This is a genomic window from Paraburkholderia sp. AV2 (genome assembly GCF_054968425.1).
Genome location: NZ_JBANLK010000020.1, coordinates 63,095 through 75,690 on the forward strand (window position 1 = coordinate 63,095; position 12,596 = coordinate 75,690).

At 66.8% G+C, this 12,596-nt stretch carries 11 protein-coding genes; 6 read left to right on the forward strand and 5 right to left on the reverse strand.

Annotated features, from left to right (window positions below):
• Positions 1-2: 2 nt before the first annotated feature.
• On the forward strand, positions 3-1,142 hold the full coding sequence (locus tag V8683_RS15885) for a CmpA/NrtA family ABC transporter substrate-binding protein (RefSeq protein WP_411192637.1): 1,140 nt from the start codon (positions 3-5) through the stop codon (positions 1,140-1,142).
• Positions 1,143-1,397: 255 nt separating this feature from the next.
• Positions 1,398-2,225 carry a peptidoglycan DD-metalloendopeptidase family protein gene (locus tag V8683_RS15890; protein ID WP_411192635.1) on the forward strand — a complete coding sequence of 276 codons (828 nt, stop codon included), beginning with the start codon at positions 1,398-1,400 and terminating at the stop codon, positions 2,223-2,225.
• A gap of 48 nt (positions 2,226-2,273) precedes the next feature.
• Here V8683_RS15890 and V8683_RS15895 read toward each other — a convergent pair whose 3' ends face one another.
• From V8683_RS15895 to V8683_RS15905, 3 genes are all read right to left on the reverse strand, one after another.
• Entirely contained in the window at positions 2,274-2,600 is a 327-nt protein-coding gene (locus V8683_RS15895; protein ID WP_411192634.1) for an antibiotic biosynthesis monooxygenase family protein, read from the reverse strand.
• A 110-nt stretch (positions 2,601-2,710) separates the two neighbouring features.
• Positions 2,711-3,070 (reverse strand): protocatechuate 3,4-dioxygenase, encoded by a 360-nt coding sequence (locus tag V8683_RS15900; RefSeq protein ID WP_411192632.1) that lies wholly within the window; start codon positions 3,068-3,070, stop codon positions 2,711-2,713.
• Positions 3,067-3,933, reverse strand: coding sequence for a gallate dioxygenase (locus tag V8683_RS15905; protein ID WP_411193498.1), 867 nt, complete (start codon positions 3,931-3,933; stop codon positions 3,067-3,069). The genes V8683_RS15900 and V8683_RS15905 overlap by 4 nt, the downstream gene beginning before the upstream one ends.
• 546 nt (positions 3,934-4,479) lie before the next feature.
• Here V8683_RS15905 and V8683_RS15910 point away from each other — a divergent pair.
• Entirely contained in the window at positions 4,480-5,736 is a 1,257-nt protein-coding gene (locus V8683_RS15910; RefSeq protein WP_411192630.1) for a LysR family transcriptional regulator, read from the forward strand.
• Positions 5,737-6,024: 288 nt separating this feature from the next.
• Positions 6,025-8,250: a TonB-dependent receptor gene (locus tag V8683_RS15915; protein ID WP_411192628.1), complete on the forward strand. Its 2,226-nt coding sequence runs from the start codon at positions 6,025-6,027 to the stop codon at positions 8,248-8,250.
• A 38-nt stretch (positions 8,251-8,288) separates the two neighbouring features.
• Here V8683_RS15915 and V8683_RS15920 read toward each other — a convergent pair whose 3' ends face one another.
• The gene (locus tag V8683_RS15920; protein WP_411192627.1) at positions 8,289-8,618 is read right to left on the reverse strand and encodes a hypothetical protein; all 330 of its coding nucleotides are present in this window, start codon (positions 8,616-8,618) and stop codon (positions 8,289-8,291) included.
• A gap of 329 nt (positions 8,619-8,947) precedes the next feature.
• Between V8683_RS15920 and V8683_RS15925 the strand changes: the two genes are divergently transcribed.
• Entirely contained in the window at positions 8,948-9,907 is a 960-nt protein-coding gene (locus tag V8683_RS15925) for a LysR family transcriptional regulator (protein ID WP_411192625.1), read from the forward strand.
• A 93-nt stretch (positions 9,908-10,000) separates the two neighbouring features.
• Here V8683_RS15925 and V8683_RS15930 read toward each other — a convergent pair whose 3' ends face one another.
• Positions 10,001-11,401 carry an aminotransferase-like domain-containing protein gene (locus tag V8683_RS15930; protein WP_411192623.1) on the reverse strand — a complete coding sequence of 467 codons (1,401 nt, stop codon included), beginning with the start codon at positions 11,399-11,401 and terminating at the stop codon, positions 10,001-10,003.
• Between the two features lie 190 nt (positions 11,402-11,591).
• Between V8683_RS15930 and cyoA the strand changes: the two genes are divergently transcribed.
• Positions 11,592-12,590 carry a ubiquinol oxidase subunit II gene (gene cyoA, locus V8683_RS15935; RefSeq protein WP_411192622.1) on the forward strand — a complete coding sequence of 333 codons (999 nt, stop codon included), beginning with the start codon at positions 11,592-11,594 and terminating at the stop codon, positions 12,588-12,590.
• The last annotated feature ends 6 nt before the right edge of the window (positions 12,591-12,596 follow it).

The window sequence follows — 12,596 nt, forward strand, 5'->3', positions numbered from 1 at the left end:
CCATGAATCCGACTACGCTCTCCCCTTCCGCCGACCTGGACGGCGCTCCCGAGAAGACGCATCTCAAGATCGGCTTCGTGCCGCTCTCCGACGCGGCGCCGCTCGTCGCCGCCAAGCTGCTCGAATTCGGCCACGCGCACGGCCTCACGCTGGAGCTCTCGCGCCAGCCTTCGTGGGCCGCGCTGCGCGACAAGCTGCTCGCCGGCGAGCTCGACGCCGCCCATGCGCTCTACGGGCTCGTCTACGGCGTGCAGCTCGGCCTTGGCGGGCCGCAGACCGAGATGGCGCTGCTCATGGTTCTCGCGCGCAACGGCCAGGCCATCACGCTTTCGAACCGCCTCGCCGATGCGCTCGACGCACACGGCACGCTGCCGCGCGCGCTCGCCGCGCTCGGCAGAAAGCCTGTGTTCGCGCACACCTTTCCTACCGGCACGCATGCGATGTGGCTTTACTACTGGCTTGCCGCGCAGGGCGTGCATCCGCTGCGCGACGTGCAAAGCGTCGCGATCGCGCCGCCGCAGATGGTCGCGGCGCTCGCCGAGGAACGGCTCGACGGCCTGTGCGTCGGCGAGCCCTGGAACGCGCTCGCGCAGCAGCGCGGCGTGGGCCGCACCGTTGCATATAGCGGCGAGATCTGGCCGGATCATCCGGAGAAGGTGCTGACCTGCCGGCGCGATTTCGTGCGGGCGTACCCGCGTACCGCCCGGGCGCTCGTGCGCACGATGCTGGAGGCGTGCCGCTGGCTCGACGGCGCGGGGCACCGGCGCGAAATCGCGCAGTGGCTCGCGCGGCCGGAATTCGTCGGCGTCGACGCCGCGCTGATCGCCTCGCGGCTGGACAGCGCGGACACGCACGGCGTGCCGCCGGTGCGCTTCTTCGATGGTGGTGTCGTGAACACCCCGCACGCTTCGGAGGGCGTGTGGTTCCTCACGCAGTTCGAACGCTGGGGCATGCTCGCGCGGCGCGGCGACTATCGCGAGATCGCGCAGGCGCTGAATCAGACCGAACGCTTTCGCGAGGCCGCACAAGGCCTTGTGGAGCGGCTGCCGGAGGAAAATGCGCCACCGGTGTTGATCGACGGGCATCGCTGGGACGCCGCCGATCCCCGCGCCTACGTGGAAGGTTTCATGATCCGCGCCTGAGCCGCCGGCCCGCACCGCGCGCAAGGAGACAGGCCGCCGCGTCTGCCTCGTCTGCCTGAGACCCGGCTTCTCGGGCTATCATGCATGCCGCCACGGCGGCGAAGACCGACGCATCCGCGCGGTCAACCATCGCCCCCGGCCAATCGTTGACAGTCCAGAACGCGGACGCGCCGCATGGTGCGCCCGGGGCGTCAAGCAACTGAAAGAACCAGGTATCAAGCGATGCGAGCAAATCTTCCGGGCCTCCGAACGACCATGACCCAACGCGGCATCTGCGCCGCCGCGCTCTGCCTGCTGTCGGCGTGCGCCACGCGGCTCGACCCGGCGCCTGTCGTCGACATGACCACCGGCACGAACCCCAACGCGCAAGCTGCCGTGCCGGCCCCGGGCCAGCTCGCGCCTGGCGCCGCCGCACCGGTCCCGCTCGGCCCGCCGCCGCCCGGCTACTACCGCGTGCGCCCCGGCGACACGCTGTATTCCATCGCGCGGTCGAACGGCCGCAGCGGCCGCGATCTGATTGCGTGGAACAACCTCACCGATCCGAACCATATCGAAGTGGACCAGGTGCTGCGCGTGGTGCCGCCGGACGAGGGCGGTGCGATGGCCTCCGCGCCTGTGCCGGCCGCGCCAGTACCCTCCAACCCCGCCGCAGCGCCCGCGGCGGCCCCCACCGTCGCCGCCGCGGCTGGCGACAGCGCGCCAGCGCCCGACGCCGGCAGCCTCGCGCTCGCCTGGCCCGCGCGCGGGCCGCTGATCGGCCGCTTCAACGATTCGACCAACAAGGGCATCGACATCGGCGGTACCGCCGGCGAGCCCGTGCGGGCGGCAACCGGCGGGCGCGTGGTATATGCGGGCAATGGGCTGCGCGGCTATGGCAACCTCGTGATCGTGAAGAGCAACGCGACCTACCTCACGGCCTACGCGCACAACCGCGACCTCAAGGTGAAGGAAGGCGACACCGTGAGCAAGGGCCAGGTGATCGCCGACATGGGCAGCACCGATTCGGATCATGTGATGCTGCACTTCGAACTGCGGCGCGACGGCAAGCCTGTCGATCCGCTGCGTTATCTGCCGCCGCAATAAGCCGGGACGGGCCTCGCCTGCGGCGTGCATGACGCAGGCGAGGCGCCCTTACTTCACGACAACCTGGGTGTGCCCCACCACCGGCGGCTTCTCGAAGTACGGGCCAACGAGCTGGCGCCACACCTGGAAGTCCGCGGACTCGCGAAAGTGCACCATGTGATCCTCGACCGTATCCCACTGCACGACGAGGACATACTGGTTCGGCTCTTCGATCGAACGTTGCAGTTCGACGCCGCGGCAGCCGCGTGCGCGATGGAAGAGCGCAAGCGCTTGCGCCACACCCGCTTCGAATTCTGCGTTCTTGCCCTGCTGCACGACGATGTGCGCCATTTCGTAGACCACGAGACCCTCTCCTGATTCGGAACTGCGTTGCATGACCCGCTACGCCGCGCCGTCCCCAAAGGACACACGGCGAAGCGGCCAGCCGCAACGTTAGCACGGGGAAGTTTTCGCGTTCGTCCGGCGACCCTCGGCCCCCAGGGCCCTCAGACGGCCTCGGGTACCTGGCGCGTCTTCAGAAACGCTTCGAGCGTTTCGCCGCGCATGCTCGCGTACATGCCGAGATTCGTGATCTTCACCACGCGCGCGAACTTCTCCAGCACGAAGAAGCACACGCCGTAGCGCACGAGCCCGAGCCAGTCGGTGTTGTCCACCAGCGCGCGCTCTTCCCCGGTCAACGCGGCCGCGTCGTAGGCCGCCTGGCGGTCGGCGAGCCACAGATCGCGCGCGGCCGGCTCGCGCATCTGCCAGAAGAAGCGGTTCAGGCGCATCGCCTTCATGCTCTGGCGAATGTCGAACGGATAGGTGCCCGTCAGTTCCTCGATGCCCACGAGCTGCGGATTCATTGCGCCCCTCCTTCGGCTACCCCTGCGGCCACCTCTTCGTACACTGTCACGGCCATCGCGGTGCTCGTCGCCAGATAGTAGTGGCGATGTACCTCGCTTATCGTCGGCCCGAGGGCGCCGCGCATGGCGAGCCACATGATCGTCTCCACGCTCTCCGCACCGCCCAGACGGACATAGTCCACGTGCTTCATGGCGGCAAGCCGCTCGGGGTCGTTCACGATCAGGTCGAGGAACGCCATGTCCCACTCGGTGTTGTTAAAGCCGCTGCGCTCGCCGTGCACCTGGTGCGAGAGGCCGCCCGTGCCGACCACGACGACGTCGAGATCCGCATCGAACGATTCGATCGCGCGGCGCAGCGCCTGGCCTAACCGATAGCAGCGCCGCGCCGTCGGCAGCGGATACTGCACCACGTTCACCTCCAGCGGCACGAGCGCCGCGGGCCAGCCGCCCGCGTGCGGCAGCATGAGCGAAAGCGGCGAGTTGCAGCCGTGGTCGAGCGGCTTGTCCTGGAAGATCGTGAGGTCGAACTCGTCGTTCACGAGTTGCTCGGCGATATGGATCGCGAGATCGGGATGTCCCGCGATATCGGGCAGCGGCCGCTTGCCCGCGCCTTCGTCGGCAAACTCGTGCTGCGCGGAAACACCCAGCGCGAAGGTGGGATAGCAGTCGAAGAAAAAGCTGTTGGCGTGATCGTTGTAGATCATCACGAGTGCGTCGGGCTGGCGCGCCGCGAGCCACTCGGCCACCGGCTCGTACCCTTTGAAGAGCGGCGCCCACGCGGGCTCGTTCTGCTTGCCCTTGTCATAGGCCAATCCGATCGTCGGCACGTGCGAAGTGCCGATGCCGCCCACTATTCTTGCCATGTCGATGCCCTCGCTAACGCCAGATTCCATTGCGGCCGCCCGAATGCTTGCAGCGCGCGGCAGCCGCTCAATCGGGAGAGGAAATTACCGAATACCGGTTCGTGCGATAAGCAAGGGTTAACCTTTAGGTCCGGATGTTTACTACTTATTTCAGGAGATTTTTGTATCGCCGCGCCCTGTCCGGCCGACCGGAGACCCGCGTGCCCCAAAGGATCTTGATATCGCGAAACCGTGCCCGCCCGGTGGGGCATCCGGCGCGCCGGCGCGCTCGGTCATAAATAAAACAGATCGCTAAAGAATCAACTCGCAAACCCGGCTATTGCGGCTGCGCTGTGTTCGCGCGAGACTTCGCGGCGCCTCGACCAGCCGGCAACACGATGCGAGGCCACCGGCAGCGGTGGCGGCATCGAACCCGAACGACGCGGGCCGGCGCGCGACGCGGCGACGAAAGCCGGATTCCGAACGCCAATCGAGGAAGCCGCGCACAATCATGCCCGTGAACGCCGCGCCCGGCATGCACGACCCGACGTCCCTATCGATTCGAACGTGAGCCAGCCCGAACTCCTGAATCTCGCGCAACTGCGCGCCTTTCGCCTCGTGGCCGACACCGGCAGCGCCACACGCGCCGCCGCCGCCCTGTATCGCGCGCAATCCGCCGTGACGCGTTCCGTGCAGGAACTGGAGACCGCGCTGGGCGAACCGCTTTTCGAGCGCAAGCCCTCGGGCATGCTGCCCACCGCGGTCGGGCGCGTGGTGCTCGAACGCTGCGCGCGCATTTTCGGCGAACTCGAAGAACTCGCGCACTGGTGCGCTTCGCGGCAGGCGCGGCGCCGCGCGCTGCCCGAAGGCGCGCTACCCGCCTGGCTGCTCAATACGCGGCGGCTGCAGCTCTTCGTCGCGCTCGCGCGGCACCGTCACATGCCGAGCACGGCCGGCGCATTCGGCATCAGCCAGCCCGCCGTGAGCAGCGCCATGCGTGTGCTCGAAAGCGGCTCGGACGTCACGCTCTTTCATCGCGGCCCGCGCGGCGTGCTGCTCACGGCCGAAGGCGAAACCTTCCTGCTGCATGTGCGGCGCGCGCTGAACGAGCTGCGCCACGTTCCCGACGATATCGCCGCCCTGCACGGCAACATCCAGGGCGCGGTGACGGTGGGCGCCCTGCCGCTCGGGCGCACGCTGATCCTGCCCGCGGCGATCGCGCGGCTGAACGCGCGCCATCCCGGCGTGCGCGTCGTGACGGACGAAAGCGCGTGGGACCTGCTGGTGGCCGGACTGCGCGCGGGGGATATCGACTTCATCCTCGGCGCGCTGCGCGAGAGCGACGCCGCCAGCAGTCTCGCGAACGAGCGGCTGATGTCGGAGGACATGGTGGTGTTCGCCCGGCGCGATCATCCGCTTGCGTGCAAGAAAGACCTCAACATCGGCGACCTGCGCAACGCGCAATGGATCGTTCCGCGCATCCACTCGCCCGCGCGCCTGCTGTTCGAGGCGCAGTTCAGACGGCTAAAGCTCAAACCGCCGGCGCCGGCCGTCGAAAGCGCCGATCTCGCCGTCATCCGGGGCCTCCTGCTCGGCACCGACATGGTGGCGGCGCTCTCCGCGCAGCAGCTCTACTACGAGTGCCAGGCAGGTCTGATCGTGGCGCTCGATCTGCCGCTCCACAACACGCGGCGCGACATCGGCCTCACGCTGCGGGCCGAAAGCGCGCCCTCGCCGGCCGCTCGCGCGCTGATCGATGCGGTCCGGCTCACGGTGGCGAACCTCGCCCCCGACGTGCGGGTGGTGGAAGGGCGGCGCGCGTAGCCCAGCTCGCGTTCTCGTTGTTCACACAACCAGACTGGCAGCAACGCGGTGGTGCGCGCTGTTGCGTAAACGCCGAATACCCATGGCAACGCCAATATTTTAAATGCAAATCATTATCATTTGCCATACAATTTGCGGCCATGTGTATGCGGTTTGCATGCCTGCTTCGTACCCCTCGTGCGTCAGCCACGCGCCCGGTGCGAAACGGCCTGCCTCCGCCCAATAACACGCCGCCCGGATCTCCCGGCATCGCGGGGCGGCGGCTAACCACTCGCCCATCACCTGTCCATGTCCGTTGCCCGCCCGATCACGCCTGCCCTTGCCCTCCCCCGTTCCTCCAGCCGCTGCGCCATCCTGGCTGCCATTGCCATCGCATTCGGTTGCCCCGCCGCCGCGCACGCGCAGGCGGCTAACGGTGACACCACCGGCAGCAACGCGGGCACGAACGCGAACACGAACGGCACCTTGCCGAGCGTGAAAATCCAGGCGCAGAAAGACACCCTTCCCGGCGATCTCGCGCCCACCTATGCCGGCGGCCAGGTAGCGCGCGGCGCCGACTACGGCGTGCTCGGCCAGCAAAAGAACATCGACATGCCGTTCAGCATGACGACCTACACGTCGAAGCTCATGGAGGACCAGCAGACCCGCACCGTCGCGGACGTGCTCGCGAACGATCCGGCCGTGCGCTCGGCCTACGGCTATGGCAACTTCCAGCAGGTCTACGTGATCCGCGGCTTCGAGCTGGACAGCGACGACGTTTCGCTCAACGGCCTCTACGGCATCACGCCGCGCCAGCTCGTGATGACCGACGCACTCGAACGCGTGGACGTCTTCAAGGGCGCGAGCGCGTTCCTGAACGGCGCGTCGCCGAACGGCTCGGCGATCGGCGGCAGCGTCAATCTCCAGCTCAAGCGCGCCGACGATCAGCCGCTCACCCGCGTCACCTTCGAAGGCACCGGCTCGGGCGAATTCGGCGAGCACATCGACGTTGGCCGCCGCTTCGGCAGCGAGGACCAGTTCGGCATTCGCGTGAACCAGTCGAACCACGACGGCGAAACGAGCATCGACGGCGAACACCGCCGCAGCGACCAGACGGCCGTCACGCTCGACTGGCGCGGCGACAAGCTGCGGCTCGAAGGCGACTTCCTCTACCAGCGCCAGACCATCACAGACGGCCGCCCGGTGGTCTACGTGAGCGGCGACACGATTCCCTCCGTGCCGTCCGCCAGCTACAACTACGGCCAGACCTGGGAATACAGCTCGGCCGAAGACACGGTGGGCATCCTGAAGGCCGAGTACGACTTCCTGCCGGGCTGGACCGCCTACGTGACGGGCGGCACGCGCCACACTAACGAACACGGCGAGTACTACTCGCCGTACTACACCGACCCGACGACCACGACGGGCTCGCGCCTGGGCGTGCCGCGCAAGGACGACGCCGACTCTGCCGAGGCCGGCGTACGCGGCCGCTTCGACACGGGCCCGGTGAGCCACTTCGTCACGGCGAGCGCCTCGATCACGCGCGTGGAAACGCAGTCGGGTTGGACGCTGAGCGGCTCGTTCCCCGCGAGCCTCTACAACACCGTGCAGGTTCCGTATCCGGCCACCGTCTACTCCGCGGGCATGGACGGCAACCCGCCCATCACGGCGCTCACGCTCATGCGCAGCGTCGCCGCTTCCGATACGCTCGGCTTCCTCAACGACCGCGTGCTGTTCACGGTAGGCGTGCGCCACCAGGAGATCCTCTCGAACGCGTATTCGTCGTCGACGCTCGAGCAGACCGAAGCCTACAACGACGCGATCACGACACCGCTGTTCGGTCTTGTCGTCAAACCCTGGCAGAACGTATCGATCTACGCGAACCGCGCCGAATCGCTCGCAGCCGGCGACCAGGCGCCGCTCGGCTCGAAAAACTATGGCGCGCTGCTCGCGCCCGAGCGCACGAAGCAGTACGAAGTGGGCATCAAGTACGACACCGGCAGCTATGGCGCCTCGTTCGCGGCGTTCCAGCTCGAAAAGCCGCAGACCTACACGAACGGTGACGGCTACTTTGCCGCGAACGGCACCGAGCGCCATCGCGGCCTCGAAGCGTCCGTGTTCGGCGAGCCGTTCAGGGGCGTGCGCGTGATTGCGGGCGCAACCTATATCGACGCCGTGCAACTCGACACGGAAAACGGCGCGACGAACGGCAACCGTCCGGTTGGCGTGCCCTCGTTCCTGCTGAACCTGGGCGCCGAATACGACGTGCCGTGGCTCCAGGGCCTCACGCTCAGCGCCCGCTGGACGCATACGGGCCCGCAGTATCTGGACGCGGCCAACACCCTGTCGATCAAGGCGTGGGACACGGTCGACCTCGGCGCGCGCTATGCAACCACCGTGTTCGGCAGGCCGACCACGTTTCGCGCCAACGTGCTCAACGTGGCGAACAAGGCCTACTGGGCCTCAACGATCGGCGGATATCTGACGCAGGGCGCGCCGCGCACCGTGCTCTTCTCGATGACGACGGACTTCTGATCGGGCAACGGCGGCGCGGCATCAGCCCGCCCCGCCGTTCACGACTTCATCTCTCGCTGCATATCGCTGCAGATCGCCCCTTTCTGCTGATCGTATTCCTGCGGGTTGCTCGCCTTCATCTGCCGCAGGCCATTGACGGTCTGCGCGGCGCTCTTCCAGCCCGCATCCCAGTCTTTCGCGAAATCCGGATCCTGGACGAATTTCCGGCTCGCGGCGTCCTTGTAGTTCGAAACGGTCGATGCATCGACGCCGCAGACTTCCGCAGCCACCCGAGCGTTGTTCGCGGCAAACTGCACGCCCAGCTTCGCGAGCTTTAGCGTCTGATCCTGGTCCTGCGCATACGCGACGCCCGCTACGGCAAACGTCACGACAGAAGCGAAAAATAATATAGGTCTGCGAATTATCATAAAAATCCCCTCAACTCTTCTGACGTCAACCATAAAAGGCATAACCGGCGCGCATACGGCGAACGATGCCTTAGTCAAAATGAATCATTTCCGGATGAGCCGTTTCGCATCGCACGAAAGATTCAATTCGAAAAGAAAATCTCAAGTCGCAAGAATACATTCGGCCTCATTGCCCAGCCAACTGATTATTTTGTAACAGAAATTAAAGCTTTGGCTAACCTTGGCGTAGCTCGTCAATAATGACGAGCGCATTGCCCACCTGATAATCGGCGCTTCGAATCGAGGATTTCATGGACCGGCTGACCGGCATTAGAGTGTTCGTCGCCGCAGTCAATAGCGGCAGTTTTGCCGCAGCCGCACGACACTATGGATTATCCGCTGCGATGGCCGGCAAATACGTCAGCGCGATCGAAACCGGGCTGAATGCGAGGCTGCTCCACCGCACCACGCGCCGCCTGACCCTCACCGATATCGGCGAGGTCTATTACGAGCGGTGCCAGCGGATTCTCGAAGCTTATGACGAAGCCAATCGCGAAGTCACGGATGCCAGCGGATCGGCCCATGGCGTTCTGAGAATTGCCGCGCCGGTCACGTTCGGGGCAATGCATCTTGGCGAGGTCGTCGCGCAGTATCTGGAGGCGCACCCCCAGGTCAACATCGAGATATCGCTGAACGACCGCTACGTCGACCTGCTCGAAACCGGCGTGGACGTGGCCATACGAATCGGCCGCCTGCCCGACTCCGGGCTCGTCGCGCGCCGGCTCGCGCCATGCCGCATGGCGGTCTGTGCGTCCCCTGCCTATCTGAAGCGCCACGGCGCGCCGCGCAATCCCCGCGATTTGCGGCAAGCCACCCGGCTCACGTTCAGCGAAGCCGTTTCCGACGACGACTGGACACTCATCGACGCAAACGGCCGCCGTCACGTCATAGACGGCCCGTGCCGGCTGGCGGCCAACAACACCCAACTGCTGCTCGCAGCGGCGCTTGCCGGAGCCGGCGTCGCCTATGGGCCGACCTTTGTCTTCGGTGAGCAGATCGCACTTGGTCGGCTAGTCGAGCTACTACCGGAGTACGACACGGCGGAACTTGCGATCCAGGCCGTCTATCCGAGCGCGCGCCATCTGCCGCTCAAGGTGCGCCGCTTCCTGGATTTTCTCGCGACGACGTTCGGCGACGAACCGCCGTGGGATCGCGGCGCATCACGACGCCGGAGCAGCCCGCGGGGTTCGCGCGGCAAGTCGAAGACCTAAGCCGCCGGGCAATCGATGCATGGCCGCACGCGGCGCTGCGTCTGCCTCAGGACAACCATCAGGAATGCAGACGATCCGGCGGCCTGCGGAACGCTACACGATCACCTGCGTCTGCGCGAAACGATCGTTGGCGAGCAGTGCGGAGAGTCGCCGCAATGCCGAGTGCAGGTGGGCGCGGTCCGCCGCTGCGCCCAGCGAGATGCGGATCGCACTCGTCACGTCCTGGCGCCCGTCGGCCGCGAACGCGGTGGAAGGCGCGACCGCCAGGCCTTCCGTACTGGCCGCCGCGGCCAGATCGCGCGCCGACCAGTGGCGCGGCAGAACGTACCAGAGATGGATGCCCGCGCCCGCCGGCGCGCCAAGCGCCTGCACGGCAACGCGCTGACGCTCGTGCGCCTCGGCGCGCACACCCTCGAAAATTCGCGCAGCCGTGCCGTCGTCGATCCACTGGATGGCCAGCGCGTACGTGAGCGGCGCCGCCATCAGCGAAAACGAGCGCAGCGCCGCCAGAAAGCGCGCATGCGCCATGGCGTCGGGCAAGACGAGGAATGCGGTGCGCAGGCCGGGCGTCAGTACCTTCGAAAGCGTAGACAGATAGCAGACCCGGGCAGGGGCGAGCCTCGCGAGCGGGGGCGGCGCCTCGGGCGCGAAACGCCAGTACGGATCGTCCTCGACAACCAGGAGACCCTGTCGCGCCGCCACGCGCAGGATGTCACGGCGGCGCGCCTCGGGCATGGTCGCGCCGGTGGGATTCTGCAGTGTCGGATTGAGGTACACGAGGCGGGCGCCGTGCATCCGGCAGGCCGCCTCCAGCGCGTCGGGCCGCATGCCGTCGGCGTCGGCGGCCACGGTTTCGAGGCGGCGGCCCAATTGCGCCGCCGCATGCGGAAGCCCGGGATAGACCAGCGGCTCGCACAGCACGACTTCGCCCGGCGCACTGAAGGCGAGGATCAACGCGGCCAGCGCCGCCTGCGCGCCGGGGCAAACCGCTACCTGTGCCGGCGCGACCGCGCCGAGCACCGGTTCGAGCCAGCGCGCGCCGGCTTCGCCATCGCGCAGGGTCCCGCCGCCAACGTGGTAGGTCATGAGCAGATCGGCATCGCTGCGCAACAGCAGCCGCGAGAGCCCTTCGCGCAGCAGCGCTGCCATCTCGATGCCGAGCGGCGCCGGCGGGATATTCATGCTCAGGTCGACGCGCTGCAACTGCGCGGCACGCGGGGGCGCAACGAAGGTGCCGAGCGGACCGCGCGACTCGATCAGCCCGCGCCGGCGCGCCTCGTTGAAGCCGCGCGTGACGGTCGTGAGATCGACGCCGAGCAGCGCCGCCAGCGCCCGCTGCGCCGGCATGCGCGTGCCGGCCGCCAGCGTGCCTTCGGCAACCGCGCGCTCGATGAAGTCGGCAAGCCGCAGGTAGCGCGGACCGCTGCCCGTCTTAAGCGCCACGGACCACGGCGAAGCGTCTCTGGCAGCACCGGAAGAAGGATTTCGCGTCATCGGATTTGCGTCATCTTGCCGCACATGTATGCATCATGTCTTACTCTAGCATGCGGACACGAAGCGCGTAAATCCATACATATGATCATGTATGGCTTTTGACCGGAAAGCGCCGTCCTGTGCACCTCCCGTCAAGACTACACAGGCCCGTAGGGATGGGTTTGCGCGATCGCCAACCACGGAACCCGACATGCGCAATCCCGACATTCGAAGAGGACCGGCCGCCGAAGCCGGCGCACCTCCACCCCCTCCTCCCCGCCTGGGGCGTTCTATCCGCCCGCGATTGCGCGCCGCCGCCACGCTTGCGGCCACCGGCGCACTCACGCTGCTCGGCGGCTGCCAGGCGGTACTGTTCGACCCCAAGGGCGACATCGGCGTGCAGGAAAAGAACCTGATCCTGATCGCGCTCGGCCTCATGCTGCTGGTCGTGATCCCGGTGATCGTGCTCACGCTATGGTTCGCATGGCGCTATCGCGAGTCGAACACGCGCGCGACCTACGCGCCGAAGTGGGCGCACTCCACGGCGATCGAGATCGTCGTCTGGTCGATTCCGTGCGTGATCGTGCTGATGCTCGCCGGGCTGATCTGGCGCACCACGCACACGCTCGATCCGTACCGGCCGATCGAGTCGCAGCAAAAGCCCATACGCGTCGACGTCGTCGCGCTCAACTGGAAGTGGCTGTTCATTTATCCGGACTACGGCGTCGCCTCCGTGAACCAGCTCGCGATTCCCGTCGATACGCCCGTCTCGTTCCGGCTGACCGCGGAATCGCTGATGAACTCGTTCTTCATCCCGCAACTGGGCAGCCAGATCTACGCCATGTCGGGCATGGAAACGCACCTGCACCTGATCGCGAACCAGCCCGGCGTGTATGCGGGCCGCTCGTCCGCGTTCAGCGGCCCGGGCTTCTCCGACATGCACTTCAACACGATCGCCACCAGTCGCGCCGATTTCGACGCGTGGATCGCGCGTGCGAAAGCCTCGAATGCGCCGTTGAGCCTTTCGGCCTACGAAACACTCGCGCAACCCGGCGAGAAGGCCCCGGTGACGCTCTATTCGAGCGTCGCGCCGGGTCTGTTCGAAGGCGCGGTCAACAAGTACATGCGCGACGTCTACGGCAACCCCATCTGCGGCAGCGCCGCGCCTCCTCCCACCCTGAGCCGCGGCACCACCCTGGCAGCGGAGTAATCACAT